Origin of the sequence: Pseudomonas sp. ATCC PTA-122608, assembly GCF_001952855.1 — a bacterium.
In the GTDB taxonomy this organism is placed as follows: Bacteria; Pseudomonadota; Gammaproteobacteria; order Pseudomonadales; family Pseudomonadaceae; genus Aquipseudomonas.
Genome location: NZ_LPNO01000004.1, coordinates 1 through 21,815 on the forward strand (window position 1 = coordinate 1; position 21,815 = coordinate 21,815).

General features: G+C 61.4%; 19 protein-coding genes. 5 read left to right on the top strand and 14 right to left on the bottom strand.

What is annotated here, in order from left to right; translation table 11 throughout:
- Positions 1-305 precede the first annotated feature (305 nt).
- Positions 306-746, bottom strand: coding sequence for a hotdog fold domain-containing protein (locus AU074_RS05385; RefSeq protein ID WP_076013837.1), 441 nt, complete (start codon positions 744-746; stop codon positions 306-308).
- A gap of 142 nt (positions 747-888) precedes the next feature.
- On the opposite strand from AU074_RS05385, the gene AU074_RS05390 reads away from it, so the two are divergent.
- A complete protein-coding gene (locus AU074_RS05390; protein ID WP_076013838.1) occupies positions 889-1,506 on the top strand; it encodes a TetR/AcrR family transcriptional regulator in 618 nt (205 codons plus the stop codon).
- Positions 1,507-1,519: 13 nt separating this feature from the next.
- Here AU074_RS05390 and AU074_RS05395 read toward each other — a convergent pair whose 3' ends face one another.
- A complete protein-coding gene (locus AU074_RS05395; protein ID WP_076013839.1) occupies positions 1,520-1,969 on the bottom strand; it encodes an Rrf2 family transcriptional regulator in 450 nt (149 codons plus the stop codon).
- A 144-nt stretch (positions 1,970-2,113) separates the two neighbouring features.
- On the opposite strand from AU074_RS05395, the gene AU074_RS05400 reads away from it, so the two are divergent.
- Positions 2,114-3,001, top strand: coding sequence for an NAD(P)/FAD-dependent oxidoreductase (locus AU074_RS05400; protein WP_076013840.1), 888 nt, complete (start codon positions 2,114-2,116; stop codon positions 2,999-3,001).
- 2 nt (positions 3,002-3,003) lie between these two features.
- Here AU074_RS05400 and gudD read toward each other — a convergent pair whose 3' ends face one another.
- The gene (gudD, locus tag AU074_RS05405; RefSeq protein ID WP_076013841.1) at positions 3,004-4,353 is read right to left on the bottom strand and encodes a glucarate dehydratase; all 1,350 of its coding nucleotides are present in this window, start codon (positions 4,351-4,353) and stop codon (positions 3,004-3,006) included.
- A 10-nt stretch (positions 4,354-4,363) separates the two neighbouring features.
- The gene (locus AU074_RS05410; protein WP_076013989.1) at positions 4,364-5,713 is read right to left on the bottom strand and encodes an MFS transporter; all 1,350 of its coding nucleotides are present in this window, start codon (positions 5,711-5,713) and stop codon (positions 4,364-4,366) included.
- A gap of 288 nt (positions 5,714-6,001) precedes the next feature.
- Between AU074_RS05410 and AU074_RS05415 the strand changes: the two genes are divergently transcribed.
- Both AU074_RS05415 and AU074_RS05420 read left to right on the top strand, forming a co-directional pair.
- The gene (locus AU074_RS05415; RefSeq protein WP_076013842.1) at positions 6,002-6,712 is read left to right on the top strand and encodes a FadR/GntR family transcriptional regulator; all 711 of its coding nucleotides are present in this window, start codon (positions 6,002-6,004) and stop codon (positions 6,710-6,712) included.
- A gap of 85 nt (positions 6,713-6,797) precedes the next feature.
- Positions 6,798-7,385 (top strand): LysE family translocator, encoded by a 588-nt coding sequence (locus tag AU074_RS05420; protein ID WP_076013843.1) that lies wholly within the window; start codon positions 6,798-6,800, stop codon positions 7,383-7,385.
- 1 nt (position 7,386) lies between these two features.
- On the opposite strand, the gene AU074_RS05425 is transcribed toward AU074_RS05420, so the two are convergent.
- The 5 genes from AU074_RS05425 to AU074_RS05445 form a co-directional block, all read right to left on the bottom strand.
- Positions 7,387-8,220 (bottom strand): AraC family transcriptional regulator, encoded by an 834-nt coding sequence (locus tag AU074_RS05425; RefSeq protein ID WP_076013844.1) that lies wholly within the window; start codon positions 8,218-8,220, stop codon positions 7,387-7,389.
- A 75-nt stretch (positions 8,221-8,295) separates the two neighbouring features.
- Positions 8,296-10,770: a TonB-dependent siderophore receptor gene (locus AU074_RS05430; RefSeq protein ID WP_083676638.1), complete on the bottom strand. Its 2,475-nt coding sequence runs from the start codon at positions 10,768-10,770 to the stop codon at positions 8,296-8,298.
- Between the two features lie 90 nt (positions 10,771-10,860).
- Positions 10,861-11,820, bottom strand: a complete 960-nt coding sequence (locus AU074_RS05435; RefSeq protein WP_076013845.1) for a FecR domain-containing protein — start codon at positions 11,818-11,820, stop codon at positions 10,861-10,863.
- Positions 11,817-12,347 carry a sigma-70 family RNA polymerase sigma factor gene (locus AU074_RS05440; protein ID WP_076013846.1) on the bottom strand — a complete coding sequence of 177 codons (531 nt, stop codon included), beginning with the start codon at positions 12,345-12,347 and terminating at the stop codon, positions 11,817-11,819. The genes AU074_RS05435 and AU074_RS05440 overlap by 4 nt, the downstream gene beginning before the upstream one ends.
- Before the next feature lie 96 nt (positions 12,348-12,443).
- Entirely contained in the window at positions 12,444-13,355 is a 912-nt protein-coding gene (locus tag AU074_RS05445) for a LysR family transcriptional regulator (RefSeq protein ID WP_076013847.1), read from the bottom strand.
- A gap of 110 nt (positions 13,356-13,465) precedes the next feature.
- On the opposite strand from AU074_RS05445, the gene AU074_RS05450 reads away from it, so the two are divergent.
- Positions 13,466-14,311, top strand: coding sequence for an oxidoreductase (locus tag AU074_RS05450; protein WP_076013848.1), 846 nt, complete (start codon positions 13,466-13,468; stop codon positions 14,309-14,311).
- Between the two features lie 27 nt (positions 14,312-14,338).
- Here the strand turns inward: AU074_RS05450 and AU074_RS05455 are convergent, their stop codons facing one another.
- From AU074_RS05455 to AU074_RS05475, 5 genes are read right to left on the bottom strand one after another with little or no spacing between them, the layout of a single operon-like run.
- Positions 14,339-15,943, bottom strand: a complete 1,605-nt coding sequence (locus AU074_RS05455; protein ID WP_076013849.1) for an ABC transporter ATP-binding protein — start codon at positions 15,941-15,943, stop codon at positions 14,339-14,341.
- A gap of 1 nt (position 15,944) precedes the next feature.
- On the bottom strand, positions 15,945-16,964 hold the full coding sequence (locus AU074_RS05460) for an ABC transporter permease (protein ID WP_076013850.1): 1,020 nt from the start codon (positions 16,962-16,964) through the stop codon (positions 15,945-15,947).
- A gap of 1 nt (position 16,965) precedes the next feature.
- Positions 16,966-18,039, bottom strand: a complete 1,074-nt coding sequence (locus AU074_RS05465; RefSeq protein WP_017477557.1) for a microcin C ABC transporter permease YejB — start codon at positions 18,037-18,039, stop codon at positions 16,966-16,968.
- A gap of 1 nt (position 18,040) precedes the next feature.
- A complete protein-coding gene (locus AU074_RS05470; RefSeq protein WP_076013851.1) occupies positions 18,041-19,879 on the bottom strand; it encodes an extracellular solute-binding protein in 1,839 nt (612 codons plus the stop codon).
- Positions 19,876-21,705, bottom strand: coding sequence for an extracellular solute-binding protein (locus AU074_RS05475; protein WP_076013852.1), 1,830 nt, complete (start codon positions 21,703-21,705; stop codon positions 19,876-19,878). The genes AU074_RS05470 and AU074_RS05475 overlap by 4 nt, the downstream gene beginning before the upstream one ends.
- Positions 21,706-21,815 lie beyond the last annotated feature (110 nt).

Below are 21,815 nucleotides of genomic sequence, written 5' to 3' on the forward strand. Positions count from 1 at the left end.
GATCTGCTTTTGATCTTGATCTTAGGCGCCCCGTTAAACCACGCTGGCCGAACGCAGGCTTTGGAGCGTGGGTAACCCGGCAGGACGCCGGGTTAGCCGCGCTGGGCCAAGGATGGCCCATCGCGGCGGCCCACGGTCCAAAGCCGGAGTGAGGGCACACCGAGCCCAAGCGAGGTGCCGAGTGGTGGGGCAAGAGCGTTTTGCTTACTTTTGCGCTGTTCAAAAGTGAGCCGCTGTAAGAGCGGAACCCATATCAGCCATAACCGAAGAAACGGATATGCCCCCCGTCCCAACCACCAACACCATCACCCCAATTTCACGTTCATGATAATCCGCGCGGTAAACACCAATTTCCCCTCCGCATCCAGCATCTCCACCGGCACTACCTTGTCACCCGCCGTTTGCCAGTCAATCCCCTCACCACTGGCCGTCGCCGTCACGCTGCTTTTAGCCTTGGCCAAGTACTCCACCGTCATCCCCTTGGGAATCCACCGCGCACCCGGCGGCACGGATACGTCGGTCATCGTCCCCGCCGCCAGTTCCGCAGCGTTGCACATGGCAATCGCATGCACTGTTCCCAGGTGATTAGTGATTGCCTTGCTGAACGGCACCTCCACCGAGGCAAACCCCGGACGCAACTGGGTCATCAACGGATTGATCGTGCTGAAGTAGGGCGCCATCTGGCACGCCAGTTTGCTGAACGCTTCGGGACCGACACTATTGAACATGCTAAGAGCCTGACTCATGGTGCTGCCTCATTCTGGTAAGGTTACGGAATACTGTTCCGATACAGAATAATGTTCTGTAACGGAACAGTATTCTGCCCATGGGAAATCTGTCAAGCTGCCCAGGCTTATCCTTTCTTCAACGATTGAGTTCGTGTTCAGCATGCAAACCCCGGATCTGCTCCAGCGTTGCTTCCCTGGCCGAAGGGCCGAATTGAAGCGCGATATCTTCAAGTCAGCCCTCGACCTGTTCAACGAACAGGGCCTTGAAGCCACCACCATCGAGATGATCCGCGCACGCTGCGACACCAGCGTCGGCGCGATCTATCACCACTTCGGCAACAAGGAAGGCTTGGTCGCCGCGCTGTTTTTTACCGCGCTGGAAGATCAAGCCGAATTGCGTGGGCGCTATCTTGAATCGGCCGAAACGGCAAAGGAGGGCGTGTATGCGCTGGTCCACAGCTATGTCGATTGGGTAGACAGCGAACCGCAATGGGCGCGTTTCCAGTACCACGCGCATTTCGCCGTGACCAAGGGGCCATTCGCCGCCGAGCTGGAAAGCCGCAACCAGGCGCGCAATGCATTGCTGAAGGAGTGGATGGTGCTACCTGGGCGTGCTGATCAACTCAACCAGGTACCGGCCGAGCTGTTGCCGGCATTGATCATCGGCCAGGCCGATACCTACTGCCGCGCCTGGCTGGCCGGGCGGGCGACCAGCAGCCCGCGGCTCTATCGCGAGACCCTGGCCGAGGCCGCGTGGCGTTCGGTGGGCGGCGCTTAGGGCGCCGAAGGCATTACGCGCAAGGCGCCGGCGTCAGCGCTACCTGGTAGCGCTCGTCAAAATCATCCGCCAACTGCGCCAGCGTCACTTCTCCCAAGCGCTGCAGCAGCAACGCCTGGGCGTCATCAAACGCCTGGTTCAGCGCCGCGTTGACGGCCTGTTCTACCAGGCACTGCGGGTGATCAGTGGACAAGCCGACGGCAAAGATCGACGACGTGCCGAGGGCGTTGTGGATGTCCAGCAACGTGATCTCACTCAAGGGTTTGCCCAGGCTCCAGCCGCCCTGATGGCCTTTTTCCGAACGCACATAACCCTTCTCCTTGAGCAGGCCGAGGGTGCGGCGCACCACCACCGCGTTGGTGCCGAGCATCTGCGCGATGGTCTCCGAGGTGGCGCGTTCCTCGTGGCGGCCCATGTGGATCAGCACGTGGAGCATGCGCGAAAGTCGGGTGTCGTTTCTCATCTGCAAGCCTCTGGATTTCCTGCCCGAAAGTATCGTTCGTAACGATTAGAGTTGCGAGACTCTTGACGAAGTATTTTTATGTAACTTATGGTGTGTCGTGAGTGCCCGGCAATCGATGCAAGGGCCACCAGAGAGGTCATCTTCATGGTTTACGACGTGATTATCGTGGGCGGCAGCTACGCCGGAATGTCTGCCGGCCTGCAACTGGCGCGGGCTCGGCGCAAGGTGCTGGTGATTGATGCCGGGCAGCGGCGCAATCGGTTTGCGGCCACCTCCCATGGTTTCCTCGGCCAGGATGGCCAGCCGCCTGAGACGATCGCTGCCGAAGGCCGAGGGCAGTTGATGGAGTATTCGACGGTGACCTGGGTGCAGGACACGGCCGTTGAAGCGATTCAAAACCAGGACGGTTTCATGGTGCAAACCCGCTGCAACGGTGGGTTCAACGCTAAGCGCCTGATTCTCGCCACCGGCGTGGTGGATGAGTTGCCCGAGGTCGAGGGGCTGAAAGAGCGCTGGGGCAAGCAGGTGTTCCATTGCCCGTATTGCCACGGCTATGAGTTGAATCAAGGCCGCATCGGCGTGCTGGCGACGTCACCGCTGGCGATGCATCACGCCATGATGCTGCCGGACTGGGGCACCACCACGCTATTTACCAACGCCGTGTTTGTGCCGGATGCCGAACAGCAGGCGCAACTGGATCGGCGCGGGGTCAGCGTCGAAAGCCGGGCGGTGCGGCGGATTGTCGGTGAGCGGGCGGATGTGGAGTTGGCAGACGGCCGGGTGATCGCCCTGGACGGTATGTTCACCATGTCCCGAACGCGCATGGCCAGCCCGCTGGCCGAGCAGTTGGGGTGTGAGTTTGTCGAAGGACCGACCGGACCTTATCTGCTGACCAACGAGACGCGCCAGACCACGGTGCCCGGCGTGTTTGCCTGTGGTGACGCCAACCTGGCCGGCGGTTCGGTAGCGCTGGCAGTAGGCGAGGGCGTGCGCGCCGGGGTGGGCGCGCACTTTTCGATGATCTTCAACTGAGGTCAGCGCACCAGGCACGGCCGCTTGTTATCGAACGTCCAGCCCTGAATCATGAACTGCATCGCCACGCTGTCATTACGCGCACCCAAACCCATGCCTTTGTACAGTTCGTGGGCGTGGGCCACGGCGTCCATGTCGATGTCTATGCCCAGGCCCGGTTTGGCCGGGACCTTGATATGCCCGTCGACGATCTTCAATGGAGCCTTGGTCAACCGCTGGCCGTCCTGCCAGATCCAGTGGGTGTCGATGGCAGTGATTTCCCCCGGCGCGGCGGCGGCCACCTGGGTGAACATCGCCAGGGAAATATCGAAGTGGTTGTTGGAATGCGAGCCCCAGGTCAGGCCCCATTCGTGGCACATCTGCGCCACGCGCACGGAGCCTTGCATGGTCCAGAAGTGTGGATCGGCCAGCGGAATGTCCACGGACTGCAACTGGATCGCGTGCCCCATTTCCCGCCAGTCGGTGGCGATCATGTTGGTGGCGGTCGGCAGCCCGGTGGCACGGCGGAATTCGGCCATGACTTCACGCCCGGAGTAACCGTTTTCCGCACCACAAGGGTCTTCGGCGTAGGCCAGCACATGGTGCTGGTCGCGGCACAGCGCAATGGCCTCTTTCAGCGACCAGGCGCCGTTGGGGTCCAGGGTGATGCGCGCATCGGGGAAGCGTTCGGCCAGCGCCGTGACCGCTTCGATTTCTTCGGCGCCGCGCAGTACGCCGCCCTTGAGTTTGAAGTCATTGAAACCGTATTGCGCCTTGGCCGCCTCAGCCAGGCGCACGATGGCTTCGGGGGTCATGGCCTGTTCGTGCCGCAGGCGGAACCAGTCCTCGGCATTGTCTTCACTGCGATAGGCCAGGTCGGTTTGCTGGCGATCACCGATGTAGAACAGGTAGCCGAGCATCTTCACCGCATCGCGCTGCTGGCCTTCACCCAAGAGTGCAGCGACCGGGACTTCGAGGAATTGGCCGAGCAAATCCAGGAGCGCGGCTTCCATCGCCGTGACGGCATGGATGGTGACGCGCAGGTCAAACGTCTGCAAACCCCGGCCCGCCGAATCCCGCGCGGCGAAGGTCTGGCGCATGGCATTGAGGATGCTCTGGTACTGGCCGATGGGCTTGCCGATCACCAGGCTGCGGGCGTCTTCGAGGGTTTCGCGGATGCGTTCTCCACCCGGTACTTCACCGACGCCGGTACGGCCGGCGCTGTCGGTAAGGATCACGATATTGCGCGTGAAAAACGGCCCGTGGGCGCCGCTGAGGTTGAGCAGCATGCTGTCGTGGCCGGCCACCGGGATGACTTGCAGGCCGGTAACGACCGGGGCGCCGTTGGCGTGGTGCTGGTGTTCTGTGTTCATCGTGTAGTCCTTATTTGCTCAAGACGGGGGCGGGTTGCAGCACGCTGCTGGTGGTCGGTGCAGGCAGTGTCCTGGCAAAAAACACCAGGATCGCCGCAAGGATCGAAGTGCCCGCCAGGCCATACAAACCGCCCTGGATCGAACCGGTGGTCTGTTCCAGGAAACCAAAGGTGGTGGGTGCGACAAACCCGCCGAGGTTGCCGATGGAGTTGATCAACGCAATCACTGCCGCCGCGATCCGCGCATCCAGGTAACCCTGGGGAATTGGCCAGAACAGCGAGGACGCCGACTTGAAGCCAATCGCCGCAAAGCAGATCGCGATAAAGGCAAAGATCGGCCCGCCGGTGGTGGACAGGAACATCCCGACGGCAGCGATCAACAGTGCCGCCGCGACCCACGCTTGCTGGAACTTGAACTTGCCCGCCAAGGCAGCGAAGGCATACATCGCGATGATGGAAATCAACCACGGGATCGAGTTGTAGAAGCCCACCTGAATGTCGCTCAGGTCGCCCATCTTTTTGATGATGCTCGGCAGCCAGAAAGTGGCGGCGTAGATGGTGAGCTGGATGCAGAAGTACAGGGCACAGAACAGCATGATCTGGCGGTCCTTGAGCAGCTTGCCCAGGGTCGGCTTGACCGTGGTGGCGGCGTCACGCTCGCGCTGTTCGCGGTCGATCTCGCCCACCAGCGCATCCTTTTCTTCAAGGCTGAGCCATTTGGCGTCGTGGGGCTTGGAGTCGAGCCAGAACCACACGAAAAAGCACAGCAGCACCGAGGCCATGCCTTCGATGATGTACATCCACTGCCAGCCGTGCAGGCCAAGGCCGGTGATTTGCAACAGCACGCCGGACAAGGGGCCGGAGATCAGCGAGGCGAGGGCCGAGCCGCTGAGGAAAATCGCAATCGCCTTGCCGCGTTCGACACCAGGCAACCAGCGGGTGAAGTAGTAGATCACCCCAGGGAAGAAACCGGCTTCGGCCACGCCCAGCAGGAAGCGCAGGATGTAGAAGTGGGTTTCGTTCTGGATGAAGGCCATCAACGTCGCGGTGATGCCCCAGGTGAACATGATGCGGGTCAGCCAGATGCGCGCGCCGACTTTTTGCAGGAGCATGTTGGACGGCACTTCGAACAGCGCGTAGCCGATAAAAAACAACCCGGCGCCGAAGCCGTAGGCGGCCGCACCGATGCCCAGGTCGTGTTCCATATGGGTACGCACAAAGCCGATGTTGACGCGGTCGATGTAGTTGACGATGAACATGATCACGAAGAGCGGGAGCACGTGGCTCTTCACTTTCTTGATCGCGCGGGCCAGGACCGGGTCGGTGGCAGGCGCAGCTGTCGCAGGGCTGGAAGAGGTCACGAGGTAAAACTCCCACTGATTATTGTTGTGCGGGGAACTGCTTGGGTTACCAGAGATGTCTGACAACTTAAAAGACATCATACAACTGCAATTTCAGAGATGGCAACACTTTGTAGGAGCGAGCTTGCTCGCGAAAATCCTCAACGATTACGCGGTAATGTTGAAGGTTTGCGGTGTGGCTGGCTTTTTTGCGAGCAAGCTCGCTCCTACAGGTATTTGTTTGTTGTCATACAAGTTAGGGCTTATAAGAATGCTAGTATTGCCAGGCGCCCCTGAACGGAATTCCTGATGCAAAACCCCACCTCGGCACTTAATCGCAAGCGCTCCCCGGGCCTTGCCCACGATATCGTCACCGCATTGACCCAGCAGATTCTCCTGGGCCAGATGGCGCCGGGTGAGAAGCTGCCGTCCGAGTCCGCTATCGTGGGTGAGTACGGTGTCAGCCGCACGGTGGTACGCGAAGCACTCTCCAAATTGCAGGCCGCCGGGCTGGTGGAAACCCGCCACGGTGTCGGCACCTTTGTGCTGGAGCGCGACGAACGCCAAGGCCTGCACCTGACCCACGACACCGCGGCCAGCGTGCGCGGCATTCTTGAGCTGCGCATGGGCCTGGAAACCCAGGCAGCGGCGTTGGCAGCCCTTCGCCGTACCGACGAACAACTGCAGCAGATGCGCCAGGCACTGGATAATTACCAGGACTCACTGGCCAATAACGACAGCGCCGTTGAACCCGACGTGCGCTTCCATCGCCTGATCGCCCAGGCCACCGGCAACACCTATTTCACCGACGTGATTTATCACCTGGGCAACTCGGTAATCCCGCGCACCCGAATCAACGCCGAAGAGCGCGGCGACGCGGACCTGATGGAGTTGGGGCGGCTGGCGAACCTTGAGCACGAGGCGATCCTGAAAGCCATTCGCCGCCAGGACCCGGATGCCGCCAGAGCCGCCATGCTGCTGCACTTGAGCAACAGCATGGAGCGGATGACAGGGGAGTAGGCTCGCCAGGGGCATTTTCTTCAATACCGCGATCCGTCTTCCCCTTAAGGTTCAGCTCATACCTGCATAACAACAAGGAACTGCAATGAGCTTGATCATTTCCATGGCCGCCTTCGCCCTGGCCACTTCCATCACGCCGGGACCGGTGAATGTCGTGGCCATCAGCTCAGGGGCGCGCTTTGGGTTTGCCGCCAGCCAAAAACACGTGGCCGGGGCGGCGCTGGGATTCACCTTGCTGTTGGTATTGATTGGCCTGGGGCTGCACGAGGTTCTGGTGCGCTGGCCGCTGCTGACCCAGTTGATTCAATGGGGCGGGGTGGCTTTCCTGTTGTACATGGCCTGGAAGCTGGCGGTGGACGATGGGCGACTGGACGCTGAAGGCACGGCCACGGCGCCCTCGATGCTCTACGGCGCGATCATGCAGTGGCTCAACCCCAAGGCCTGGTTGGCGTGCGTGGCAGGCATGGGGCTGTTTGTCGCCGATGGCGATGCACAGCAAGTCTGGCTGTTTGCGGCGATCTACCTGGTGATTTGCTACCTGTCGGTGGCGTGCTGGGCCTACGCCGGGACCTTCCTGCGACGCTACCTGAGTAACCCCCAGGGCATGCGCCTGTTCAATCGATCGATGGCGGCGTTGCTGGTGGCCAGCGTGGGGTATTTGCTGCTGGCGTAAGTCAGCCGCGGTATTGCCCGGGCGTGGCCGCCAGATGTTGTTTGAAGGTGCGTTGGAAATGCGCCTGATCGGCGAAACCGGCGGCCAGTGCCACGTTGGCAATCAGCTCGCCATTGCGCAGTTGTGCGCGCGCAAACTGGATGCGGCGGTTGACCAGGAACGCATGGGGCGTCATGCCGTAATACTGCTTGAACGCGCGGATCAGGTACGACGGCGACAGCTCGGCGACCTGGCAGATAGCCTCCAGTTTCAGGGCCTCGGTGCAGTGCTCACGAATGTACTCGGCCGCCCGTTCCAGCTTTTGATTCACCTCACGCAACGGTGTCGTCGACGGGTTGAGCCGTTGCTGGACCTCGGTAAAGAAACTCACCGCGGCGCTCTGCTTGTGCAGGTGTTCCGCTTGCTCGTCCACCAATACCTCATACAGCTCGATCAAACCGCTATACAGCACGACGTCGCGAGTATGAGTGGCAGTGAACGGGCGAAAACCCAGCTCGGTACTGAAGCCCAACTGGTGCTGCAGGTCCGTCAGCCAGGCCGTGTCGATGTACAGCATGTGATACGACCAGGGCTGGTCGTAGAGAGGATTGCAGGCGTGGACATCGCCAGGGTTCATCAGCACCACGGTGCCGGCGCTGATCTGGAAGGTGGACACACCATGGAGGTACAGGCTCTTGCCAGCGGTGATTGCGCCGATGGAAAAATGCTCATGGGAATGCCGGGTATAGCAGACCTTGCGCCCGTCAGAGATGGTCCGCGCCTCGATAAAGGGCAGGGTTTCGTCGCGCCAGAAGCGCGGTGCCCGTGACAGTTGATCAGTGGCGTTCAGCGACATGTCTGCAGCTCCATCTCGAACAAGATCGAGCGCAGATCATTACACAGGCATCGACTGAGCCGCCACGATCGCAGGTCAGAAATCCCAGCGGGTCGCCAATTGCAGGCTGCGCGGCTCGCCGTAGAAACCGGTGCCGAAGTTGCCCAGGCCGGTGTAGTACTTTTTATCGAACAGATTCTTCACGTTCAACGTGGTGCTCAAGTGCTCGTTGAACCGGTAGCGCGCCATCACGTCCACCAGGAAGTAGCTGTCCTGGGTGATGCGTGAGTTGTGGCCGAAATTCATCGAGTCGTTGGGGTCCGGCTGGAACACATTGCCGAAGAACTCGCTCTGCCAGTTCACGCCGCCGCCCACCGTCAGGTTCTCCAGGGCACCGGGCAGGCGATAGGTGTTGAACAACCGCACCACTTGCTGCGGCGTGGTGGTTTGCAGTACGGAGCCGTAGACGTAATCGCCATTGGCATCGCGGGAGTGCTGGTAGGTGTAGCCCGCCGAAACGTTCCAGCCATCCAGCACTTCACCGGCCAGTTCGACTTCAAAGCCCTTGGTGGTGGCACCGGCAATCGGGCGATACACCGAGTCGGTCTCAAACCCGGAAACGTACTGCGCAACGTTGTCCTGTTCGATGCGGAATACGGCGAAGCTGGCGTTCAGGCGGCCGTCGAAAAACGCTGCCTTGAGCCCGGCTTCGTAGGTGTCGCCTTCAATCGGATCGAGCAACTTGCGGTCGGCGTCCTTGCTGTTCTGCGGCTTGTAGATCTTGGTGTAGCTGGTGTAGACCGACCAGACGTCATTGAGGTCGTAGACGATCCCGGCATAGGGCGTGACCACGCCCGACTGGCGATAGGTCATGCGGTTGTCGGCCTTGGTCGGGTCATAGAAGTCGGTGTTGTCGGTGCCGCTGAAGTTACTGACGCGGGTGCCCAGGATCACCGACAGGTCATCGGTGGGTTTCAAGCGCGTGGCGAGGTACGCGCCGGTCTGGCGTTGCACGATGTCGTTCTGGCCGCTGCGGGGGATATCGGGTTTCGGGTATTCGCCACGCCAGTCATAAATGCTGCCGCCCACGGGCGGGTAGACCGAACCGTACACCGGCACGTCCTGTTTGGAGCGGGTGGCCATGAAGCCCATGATCAATTCATGCTCGCGCCCGAACAGGCTGAAGGGGCCATTGAGGTTGATGTCCAGGGTGTTTTGCACCTGGTCACCCTTGTACTTACCCATAAACATGTACATCCCATCGCCCGTGACCGGGTCCGGGTTGCCGCCGCTGGCGGAGGCGAGCAGGGTGTCGTGCTGGCTGCGCTTGCGATCGAGGCTGACTTTCAGCGACCAGTCGTTCGCGAGCTTTTGTTGCACCGAGGCAAACAGGGTCTGGTTCTGGAAGTCGCGGCGGCTCCAGTCGGCGGCCGGGTTGAAGGAACGCGAGAAGTCGGTGCGTGCACCGTTGCTGAAGTACATCGGGAAACCGGTCCAGCTGGCGCCACGGGAGCGGGTGTCTTGTTGGTCGATGCCAAAGGTCAGCAGGGTGTCCGGCGTCAGGTCCGCTTCGAGAATGCCGTAGGCGATGTCCTTGGTGTTCTGGTAGTGGTCCAGGTACGACTGGCGATCCTGGTACACGCCGACAAAACGCCCGCGCACGTTACCGGAGTCGGTCAGCGGCCCGGAAATATCGCCTTCGGTGCGGTAGTTGTCCCACGAGCCGAAGGTCTGCGTGACGGAGGCCTTGAAGTCCCGGGTGGGCTTTTTGCGAATCAGGTTGACCGTGGCCGAGGGGTCGCCCGAACCGGACATCAGGCCCGCCGAACCCTTGATGATTTCCAGTCGGTCATACACCGCCATGTCGGTGCTGGTGGTGCCGTAGTCATACACGCCGTCGTAGGTGGAGTTGACGCCGTCGTACTGGAAATTGGTGATCGGCAGGCCGCGGCTGGAAAACTCCCAGCGTTCGCTGTCGTAGTTCTGCACGCTCACGCCCGGTGCGCGGCGCAGGGTGTCGGCGATGCTGGTGGAGCCCTGGTCGTCCATTTGCTGGCGGGTGATCACCGTTACCGACTGCGGCGTCTCACGCATCGACAGCGCCAGGCCGATGGCCGAGGCCATGGCGCCGGTGGTGTAGGAATGGGTGTCTTCGGTGGTGGCGCCGAGGCCTTCGCCGGAGATGGTGGTGGCGCCCAGTTCCAGGGCGCCGGTGTTGGCCGGAATCAACTCCAGCACGTAGCCGTTGTTGCCCTGGGGCTGGGCCTGCAAGCCGCTGCCCTGTAACAGGCGCTGCAAACCGCTGGCCGGGGTGTAGCTGCCTTTCAGGCCCGGGCTGGTCTTGCCGGAGGCCAGGCCGTTGTGGCCGGCGATAAAGATCCCGGACTGCTCGGCGAAGCTGTTCAACACATTGACCAGCGAGCCGGCGGCGATGCTGTAGTTGCGGGCCGTTTCCTGGGTCGACGGCGACTCGGCGGCTTGCGCGTCGAGCGTGCCCAGGCACAGCAAGGTAGCGGTAACGGCCAGCGCCAGCGGGCGCAAAGTGAAGAGAGCGGGTTGCGACATGAACATTCCCTTTGGATCAAATCGATCGGCGAATTAAAAGCATCTGCAGGGTTAACCGAACGAGTTTTGAAAAAGGGAACTGACGGCTGAAAGTTTTTATGCGCCTGGGTGTTTGGGCCTGACCGTGACCCACCACGGCATGAGTGTGTCGACCTGAATCGGCAGCGCGGCCTGTAGCAGGCGCAGTGCGTGGTCGCTGTCTTTGAGGGGGAACGAGCCCATCACCGGCAATTGCGCCACGGCCGGATCACAGCCCAGGTGGCCGGGTCGATAACGGTTGAGCTCGGCGACCAGTTGGCCAAGCGGCAGGTTGTCAGCCAGCAACACGCCACGGCTCCAGGCCTCACGGGTGGCGGATGCGGGTGAATTAAGGTTGAACCCGTCGCGGGTGAAGGTCACTTGTTGCCCGGCCTCGATGATTCGTTGTTGCTGGCTGGCGGCGGTGCGCACTTCGACCCGGCCTTCAAACACATTGAGCAAGGTGCTGTCGCCGTCCTGCAACACGCTGAAGCGGGTCCCGAGTGCCCGCAGGCGACCCTGTTGAGTCTCCACCAGGAACGGGCGGTTCGGGTCCTTGGCGGTCTCGACCAGCACTTCGCCGAAGCGCAGGTGCAGCAAGCGCTGGACCCGGTCAAAACGTACATCCAGGGCGCTCAGGGCGTTCAGCCACAGGCGGCTGCCATCGTCCAGCAGCGCTTCGCGGGTTTCACCGCTGGCGGTTGCGTAATCCGCACTCCAGCCTCCCACCAGCCGGGGCAAGGCAGTGTTGCGCCAAGTGCCCCAGGCCAGCGTTGAACCGGCGCACAGCACCAGCAGGGTCTTGAGGGTCTGGCGCCGGGAGGTGCGCAGGGCGCGGCTGGCGCCCTGGGGTTGCTCGGCCAGCGGCGCAAAGCGTTGGCTGACCCGCTCTACATAACCCCAGGCAGCCTGGTGTTCCGGACTTTGTCCGAGCCATGCCTGCCAGTGCTGGGCAGACTCTGGCTGGTCCTGCAGGCGCACGTACCATTGGGCAGCCTGTTCCAGGCTGGCATGGCTGAGCTTTCCAGGGGTGGTCACTCCACGAGCATCCCGTCCAGTTCCGCTTCGAGCACTGCGCAATGCAACAGCGCCTGGGCCAGGTATTTTTTCACCATCCGTTCGCCCACCCCGAGTTGTTCGCCGATCTGCTTGTAGGGCGTGCCGTGCAACTTCGCCAGCAGGAACGCTTCGCGCACCTTGTGGGGCAGGCGGGCGAGCATGGCGTCCACTTCGTAGAGGGTTTCGACGATGATCGCCCGCTGCTCCGGCGACGGTTGCAGCGCTTGCGGCCGATCCGCGAGGCTTTGCAGCCAGGCTTGCTCCAGTTGGCGACGGCGCCAGTGGTCGATGCACAGACCCCGGGCGATGGTCGCCAGATAGGAGCGCTCCTGCGTCTCATCGGCTTCGGCCGGCGGGCGCTTGAGTACCCGGATGAAGGTGTCGTGGGCCAGGTCCGCCGCGTCCCAGCGATTGCTCAGGCGCCTGCGCAGCAGCCCCAGCAGCCAGGCGTGGTGATTGCCGTAGAGGTCGCTGAACGAGGTGGGCGAGGTCGACACAGTATCCATGTGGCGTGGAAGCCTTGGCGTAAATAAGAATTGGTCGCGATTAAACCAAAGGGCCGGGCACTGCGCAAATGATATTGGTTTGCTTTTGCAGCAATGTCAGCGCCCACGCTTCTCAGCAATCCACGCGGTGGCCAAGTCGATAAAGGCCCGCAGTTTCGGCTGGCTCTGGGTTCGGGCGGGGAAATACAGGTACAGCCCGCTGCTTGGCGGGACGAAAGATTGGAGCACTTGTTCCAGTGCGCCTGAAGCCAGGTCCTCCATCACTTCAAAATCACTCACGTACGCCAGGCCCTGGCCTGCTCTCGCGGCGGCGATCATCAGGTTACGGTCATTGACGATCAGTGCGCCTTGAACACCGACCGTGAATTCCCGGCCCGCCCGCTCGAATTCCCAGCGGTGTGCCACGCCCGAGGTCAGGAAGCGATAGCCGATGGTTTGATGGGCGGTGAGTGCTTCCGGGGTTTGCGGCTTGCCGGCCTTGGCGAAGTAGCCGGGGGAGCCCACCACCGACCACTTCAAGTCCGGTGTCAGGCGTACGGCGACCATATCCTTGTCGATGGATTCCCCCAGGCGAATACCGGCGTCGAAGCCCTGGGTCACCAGGTCCACGGCGGCATCGTCGAGGGAAATGTCGAGCACCACATCCGGAAACGCCTCGCGAAAGAGTGGGATCAACGGCTCGATCAGCAGCTTGCCGGACAACCTCGGCACCGTCAGGCGCAAGGTACCCATCGGCCGGTCGCGGTAGCCAATGAGGGCCGCCAGCGCGTCGTCGATCTCCCCGGCGGCGGGGCGCAGGCGGCTGTAAAGCGTCATCCCGGCCTCGGTCAGCGCCACTCGCCGCGTGGTGCGTTGGAACAGCACTACACCCGTGCGCTTCTCCAGGGTTTTTACCGCATGGCTGACGGCCGTCGGCGTTACGCCGAGACGTGCAGCGGCTTGGGTGAAGTTCTTCAGCTCGGCCACGGCCAGGAACTCGGTCAAGCCATTGAAGGGATCAAGGTTCATTCACGGACCATTATGAAAGAGAGTTTCATAGTGCTTGTAGCACGAGACGATTTTTCCGGCTAATGCCACGGCGTACCTTTACTTCACTTTCACTCCATCAGGTACGGATCATGACAACGGCACATTCCTTCAAGCGTGTTTGGCTGGTAACCGGGGCTTCCCGAGGCATCGGCGCGAAAATCGTCGCGGCAGCGCTGGCCCACGGCGATGCGGTGGTGGCGACAGCCCGAAATGCCCAGGCAGTCATCGAGCGTTTCGGCGCGCAGCCTGGCCTGCTGGCCGTACAGTTGGATGTGACCGACGAAACCCAGGCAGCCGATGTTGCCCGCGCCGCCGTCGAGCACTTCGGGCGCATCGATGTGTTGGTCAACAATGCCGGTTTTGGCTTGCTGGGTGCGGTGGAGGAGGCGTCTGCCGATGAGGTTCGCCGCTTGTACGAAACCAATGTCTTCGGCCTGCTCAATGTCACACGGGGTGTATTGCCGTTCATGCGCCAGGCGCGCAGTGGGCATGTGATCAATATTTCGTCGGTAGGCGGCTTCCGTTCGGGGGCGGGATTCGGCACGTATTGCTCGACCAAGTTTGCCGTTGAAGGTTTAAGCGAAGCGCTGCACGCAGAACTCGCCCCCTTGGGCGTCAAGGTGACGGTGGTTGAGCCGGGTTATTTCCGTACTGACTTCCTGGACGGCAACTCCCTGGTGGAGTCGCCGTTGATCATCGACGACTACGCCGCCACGTCCGGCGAGGTGCGTAAGCTGGCCAAGGTCTACAACCAGCAGCAACCGGGTAATCCGGAGCTACTGGCAGTGGCCATGATCAAATTGGTGGAAGCTCCGTATCCACCGATGCGCCTGGCCTTGGGCACCGACACGTTGCAGGCGATCGAGGACAAACTGGCTTACGTCAAGGAGGAGACCGCCGCCTGGCGTGAGCTGTCGGCCTCAACCGATTTCTGACACCCAGCTTCTACGGTGGTTCTACTACTAGGGGCCGGGCACCAAAAACGCCGCCTCCAGCAGTTGCCGGGTGTAGGCATGCTGGGGGTTGGCGAAGATCGCAGATGCCTCCCCTTGTTCAACCGCCTGCCCGTGCTTGACCACCATCAACTGGTGACTCAAGGCCTTGACCACGGCCAGGTCGTGGCTGATGAACAGGTAGGTCAGGTTGTACTTGGCCTGCAGGTTGCGCAGCAGTTCCACCACTTGGCGTTGCACGGTGCGGTCGAGGGCCGAGGTCGGTTCATCCAGCAAAATCAGCCGGGGCTTGAGCACCAGCGCGCGGGCGATTGCGATGCGCTGGCGTTGCCCACCAGAGAATTCGTGGGGGTAGCGATTACGGGTTTCCGGGTCCAGGCCCACTTCCTTGAGCGCGGCAATAATCGCTGCTTCCTGCTCGGCCGCGGTGCCCATTTTGTGGATACGCAGGCCTTCGCCGACGATCTCGCTCACGCACATGCGCGGGCTCAGGCTGCCGAACGGGTCCTGGAACACCACCTGCATTTCCCGGCGCAGCGGTCGCACCTGTTGCTGGCTCAGCTTATCCATCTGATGGCCTTCGAAGCGGATGCCGCCCTTGCTCGCAATCAGCCGCAAAATTGCCAGGCCCAGGGTGGATTTGCCCGAGCCGCTTTCACCAACGATGCCCAACGTCTGGCCCTGTGGCAGGCTGAAGTTGATGCCGTCTACCGCCTTGACGTAATCGATGGTGTTGCGCAGGAAGCCTTTTTTGATCGGGAACCAGACTTTCAGGTCGTCGACTTCCAGCAACGGAGGGCCAATTTCATTGGTGGCAGGGCCGCCGCTGGGTTCAGCTGCAAGCAGCTCCTGGGTGTACGGATGCTGCGGCGACTGGAACAGGGTTTCGCACTCGGCCTGCTCGACGATGCAGCCTTTTTGCATCACGCATACCCGGTGGGCGATGCGCCTGACCAGGTTCAAGTCATGGCTGATCAAGAGCAAGGCCATGCCCAGGCGCGCCTGCAATTCCTTGAGCAGCTCCAGGATCTTCAACTGCACGGTGACGTCGAGTGCCGTGGTCGGTTCGTCGGCAATCAGCAGCTCTGGCTCGTTGGCCAGGGCCATGGCGATCATCACCCGCTGGCGCTGGCCACCGGACAGCTCGTGGGGCAGGGCCTTGAGACGCTTGTGGGGTTCGGGGATGCCTACCAGCTCCAGCAACTCCAGGGTGCGTTTGGTGGCGATCTTGCCGGTCAATCCCTTGTGCAGGCCGAGCACTTCGTTGATCTGCTTCTCGATCGAGTGCAGCGGGTTCAGCGAGGTCATCGGCTCCTGGAAGATCATCGCAATCCGGTTGCCGCGAATATGCCGGATGGTCTTTTCTTTCAGGGTCAGCAAGTCGTGGTTGGCGTACTGAATCGTCCCCGAAGGATGGCGCGCCAGCGGGTAGGGCAGCAGGCGCAGGATCGAGTGCGCCGTGACCGACTTGCCGGAGCCGCTTTCGCCCACTAGGGCCAGGGTTTCGCCGCGCTTGATATCGAAGCTGACGTTGTTCACCACACGCTGGTGGCTGTTGCCTACGACGAACTCGACGGAGAGGTCGCGGACTTCGATCAGATTGTCCTGATTCATCTCATTTCCTCGGGTCGAAGGCATCGCGAGCGGACTCGCCGATAAACACCAGCAGACTCAACATGATCGCCAGCACGGCAAACGCACTCATGCCCAGCCACGGCGCCTGCAGGTTGGATTTGCCCTGGGCCACCAGCTCACCCAGGGACGGCGAGCCGGCCGGCAGGCCAAAGCCCAGGAAGTCCAGGGCGGTGAGGGTGCCGATGGCGCCGGTCAGGATGAACGGCATGAAGGTCATGGTGGAGACCATGGCGTTGGGCAGGATATGACGGAACATGATCGCGCCGTTCTGCATCCCCAGCGCCCGCGCCGCCCGCACGTATTCCAGGTTACGCCCGCGCAGGAATTCGGCGCGCACCACGTCCACCAGGCTCATCCAGGAAAACAGCAGCATGATCCCCAGCAGCCACCAGAAATTGGGCTGCACGAAACTGGCGAGGATGATCAGCAAATACAGCACCGGCAAGCCAGACCAGATCTCCAGGAAGCGCTGCCCGGCCAGGTCGACCCAGCCACCGTAGAAACCCTGCAAGGCCCCGGCGATCACGCCGATGATCGAACTGAGTACGGTCAACGTCAGGGCAAACAGCACCGAAATCCTGAACCCGTAGATCACTCGCGCCAGCACATCGCGGCCCTGGTCATCGGTGCCCAACAGGTTGTCCCGTGATGGCGGGGCCGGGGCCGGAACTTTCAGGTCGTAGTTGATGCTCTGGTAGCTGTACGGAATCGGCGCCCACAAGGTCCAGGCATCCTTGGCCTTGAGCAGCTCCCGGATATACGGGCTCTTGTAGTTGGCTTCCAGCGGGAATTCGCCGCCGAAGGTGGTCTCGGGGTAGCGCTTGAGCGCCGGGAAATACCAGTCGCCGTCGTAATGCACCGCCAGCGGCTTGTCGTTGGCGATCAGCTCGGCACCCAGGCTCAGGCCGAACAGGATCAGGAACAACCACAGCGACCACCAGCCACGCTTGTTGGCCTTGAAGCGCTCGAACCGGCGACGATTGAGGGGGGATAGATTCATCTCAATGCTCCCGGCTGGCGAAGTCGATGCGCGGATCGACCAGGGTGTAGGTGAGGTCACCGATCAGTTTCACCACCAGCCCCAGCAGGGTGAAGATAAACAGCGTGCCGAATACCACCGGGTAGTCGCGGTTGATCGCCGCTTCAAAGCTCATCAGGCCCAGGCCGTCGAGGGAGAAGATCACCTCCACCAGCAACGAGCCGGTAAAGAAGATGCCGATAAAGGCCGACGGGAAGCCGGCAATCACCAGCAGCATCGCGTTGCGAAACACATGGCCGTAGAGCACGCGGTGATTGGTCAGGCCCTTGGCTTTGGCGGTGACCACGTACTGCTTGTTGATCTCGTCGAGGAAGCTGTTTTTGGTGAGCAGGGTCATGGTCGCGAAGTTGCCGATCACCAACGCGGTCACGGGCAGGGCGAGGTGCCAGAAGTAATCGAGGATCTTGCCGCCCCAGCTCAACTCGTCGAAGTTGTTGGACGTCAGCCCGCGTAACGGAAACCAGTCGAAGTAACTGCCGCCGGCGAACACCACGATCAGCAGGATCGCAAACAGGAACGCCGGGATCGCGTAGCCGACGATGATCGCCGAACTGGTCCACACGTCAAAATGGCTGCCGTGTCGCGTGGCCTTGGCGATTCCCAGGGGGATCGACACCAGGTACATGATCAGGGTGCTCCACAACCCGAGGGAGATGGACACCGGCATCTTTTCCTTGATCAGGTCGATGACCTTGGCGTCGCGAAAGAAACTGTCGCCAAAATCCAGCCGGGCGTAGTTCTTGACCATGATCCACAAGCGTTCCGGCGCCGACTTGTCGAAGCCGTACATTTTCTCGATTTCCTTCACCAGCGCCGGGTCCAGGCCCTGGGCGCCGCGATAGCTGGAGCCGGCCACCGAGACTTCGGCACCGCCGCCGGCAATCCGGCTGGTGGCGCCTTCAAAGCCTTCGAGCTTGGCGATCATCTGTTCCACCGGGCCACCGGGCGCGGCCTGGATGATCACAAAGTTGATCAGCAAAATGCCGAACAGGGTCGGGATGATCAGCAGCAGTCGACGAACAATATAGGCCAGCATCTCAGTCGCCCCCGCTCGCCGGATCGGCGCTCTGGTTGGTGTCCACGGTTATTGCAGGTTTCGCGTCGGGTTTGCTCCACCAGGTGGCGGTGCCGACGTCATAGCGTGGTGAGACTTTCGGATGGCCGAGGTGGTCCCAATACGCCACGCGGAAGGTCTTGATGTGCCAGTTGGGGATCACGTAGTAGCCGAACTGCAACACGCGGTCGAGAGCCTTGGCGTGGGCCACCAGGCTCTTGCGCGAGTCGGAGTCGATGAGTTCTTCCACCAACTGGTCGATGGCCGGGTCTTTCAGGCCGATGTAGTTGCGGCTGCCGGGCTTGTCGGCGCTGGACGACTTCCAGAACTCGCGCTGCTCGTTACCCGGCGAGGAGGACTGCGGGAAGCTGCCCACCACCATGTCGAAATCCCGCGAGCGGATGCGGTTGATGTACTGCGAGATGTCGACCCGGCGAATCACCAGGTCGATCCCCAAGTCCGCCAGGTTACGCTTGAACGGCAACAGGATGCGTTCGAACTCGGTCTGGGCCAGCAGGAACTCGATGGTCACCGGTTTGCCGGTGGTGTCGACCATTTTGTCGTCGACGATCTTCCAGCCGGCCTCTTGCAGCAGTTGATAGGCCTCGCGCTGCTGGGTGCGGATCATGCCGCTGGCGTCGGTCTTGGAAGGCTCGAAGGCTTCGGTGAATACCTGAGGCGGGACCTTGTCCCGCAGCGGTTCCAGAATCGCCAGCTCAGCCGGGCCGGGCAGGCCGGTGGCGGCCATCTCGGAGTTTTCGAAATAGCTGCGGCTGCGGGTGTAGGCGCCGTTGAACAGTTGCTTGTTGCTCCATTCAAAGTCCAGCAGCAGGCTGATGGCCTTGCGTACCCGTACGTCCTGGAACATCGGTTTACGGATGTTGAACACGAAGCCCTGCATGCCGGTGGGGTTGCCGTTGGGAATTTCTTCCTTGATCAGGCGGCCCTGGGTGACGGCGGGGGTGTTGTAGGCGTTGGCCCAGTTTTTCGCGCTGATTTCCAGCCAGTAATCGAACTGCCCGGCCTTGAGTGCTTCGAGGGCCACGGTGTTGTCGCGGTAGTAATCGGTGACGCGGTAATCGAAGTTGTAGAAGCCCTTGTTGATGGGCAGGTCCTTGGCCCAGTAGTTCTTGACCCGCTCGTAGCGGATCGAACGCCCGGCCTTGACCTCGGCCACCTTGTACGGGCCGCTGCCCAGCGGAATCTCCAGGTTGCCCTTGGAGAAGTCGCGCCCCTCCCAGTAATGCTTGGGCAATACCGTCAATTGCCCGAGGATCAGCGGCAGTTCGCGGTTGTTGGTGCGCTTGAACTTGAACAGCACCCGCAGCGGGTCTTCAGCGACCACTTCGTCGACGTCGGCGTAGTAGGTCTTGTAGATCGGCGAGCCGTCCTTCATCAGCGTCTGGAAGCTGAACACCACGTCTTCGGCACGGATCGGGTGGCCGTCGTGGAAGCGCGCTTCGGGGCGAATGTAGAAACGTACCCAGCTGTTGTCCGGGGCCTTTTCGATCTTGCCGGCCACCAGGCCGTATTCGGTGATGGGTTCGTCCAGGCTTTGCTGGGCGAGGGTGTCGTAGATCAGGCCGATATTGTCCGCCGGCACGCCCTTGCTGATGAAGGGGTTGAGGCTGTCGAAGCCGCCCATGCTGGACTCGCGAAAGGTACCGCCCTTGGGGGCGTCGGGATTTACATAATCGACATGCTTGAAATCGGCGGGGTACTTGGGTGGTTCGTTGTACAGGGTCAGCGCATGTTGTGGGGCCGCAGTGGCTGCGCCGCACAACAACAGGCTGCCAAGGATCGCAGTACGCAAAGGCATCATTGGGCTTTCTCCGAAGCTTTCAGCCACCATGCGCTCAGGCCCAGGCTGTAGGGCGGCGTGGTGACGAAGGCGAACCGGTTGCGGTACGCCAGGCGATGATAGTTGAGGTACCAGTTGGGAATACTGTAGTGCTGCCACAGCAGGACGCGGTCGAGCGCTCGCCCGGCTGCCAATTGTTCTTCACGGGTTTGCGCCGCCAGCAACTGTTCCAGCAGATGGTCGACCACCGGGTTGGCGATGCCTGCGTAATTCTTGCTGCCCTTGATCCCCGCCTGGCTGGAGTGGAAATACTGCCACTGCTCAAGGCCGGGGCTGAGGGTCTGGTTGAGGGTCATCAGAATCATGTCGAAGTCGAATTGATCGAGGCGTTGTTTGTACTGTGCGCGGTCTACCGTGCGCAAGCGGGCTTCGACGCCGATGCTTGTCAGGTTTTCGACATAGGGCTGCAGGATGCGCTCCAGGTTCGGATTCACCAGCAGGATTTCCAGGCGCAGCGGTTGCCCGTCACGGTTGAGCAAGCGTTGCCCGGACAGCTTCCAGCCGGCTTCGGCGAGCAACGTGAGGGCGCGGCGCATGGTGTCCCGGGGGATGCCGCGACCGTCGGTCTGGGGCAGGCTGAACGGCTGGGTAAACAGGTTGGCCGGCAGTTGATCGCGATAGGGCGAGAGCATCAGCCATTCATGGCCGGTCGGCACGCCGGTGGCGGAGAATTCGCTGTTGGGGTAGTAGCTGAGGGTGCGTTTATAGGCGCCGCTGAACAGGGTGCGGTTGGTCCACTCGAAATCGAACATCAAGCCCAGGGCTTCGCGCACCTTGGCCTGGCTGAAGGCCGGGCGCCGGCTGTTCATGAACAGGCCCTGGCTTTGGGTCGGGATCTGGTGGGCGATCTGCGCCTTGATCACCTCCCCACGGTTGACCGCCGGGAAGTTGTAGCCGTTGGCCCAGTTCTTCGCCTGGTGCTCGATATAGATATCGAACTCGCCGGCCTTGAAGGCTTCGAAGGCTACGTCGCTGTCGCGGTAAAACTCCACCTCGACCTTGTCGTAGTTATAGAAGCCACGGTTGACCGCCAGGTCCTTGCCCCAGTAATCCTTCACCCGTTCGAACACCAGTTGCCGCCCCGGCGTGACCTTGCTGATGCGGTAAGGCCCGCTGCCCAGCGGCGGCTCGAAGGTGGTGGCCTTGAAGTCACGGTTTTTCCAGTAATGCTGGGGCAATACTGGTAGCTCCCCCAGGCGCAGGATCAGCAACGGGTTGCCGGCGCGCTTGAACACAAAGCGAATGCGATGCCGGTTAAGGATGTCGACCCGGGCCACTTCCTGCAGGTTGGTGCGATACTGCGGGTGGCCTTCGGTCAGCAGCGTGCGATAGGAAAACGCCACGTCGTAGGCGGTGATCGGCTTGCCATCGTGGAAGCGCGCTTCGGGGCGCAGGTTGAACACCACCCAGCTGCGGTCCTCGCTGTACTCCACCGATTGGGCAATCAGGCCGTAGCTGGAGGTCGGTTCATCGCCGGAAGGGGCGTACTGGCCGGTACCCACCATCAACGGCTCATTGAGTTCGTTGACCCCGTATTGCAGGAAGTTGGCGGTGGAAACCGGGCTGGAACCCTTGAAGGTATAAGGGTTGAGCGTATCGAAGGTGCCAAACGCCATGACCCGCAAAGTGCCGCCCTTGGGCGCTGCGGGGTTTACCCAGTCGAAGTGGGTGAATTTGGCCGGGTACTTGAGCGTGCCGAACTGCGCATAACCGTGGCTCTCGGTGATGGTCGCGTTCGCGGAAAAGCTCAAGGCCAGACTTATTAGTAGAAGGAGGGGACGCTTCAAGTCAGAGATCCGATCCAGGCGGCTTGGGCTTTATGATCGGTACAGTAACAGCTTGTTCCGAATGGAAAAAGGCTGGGGATCGAGGCGTTGTGAAACCTGTAGGAGCGAGC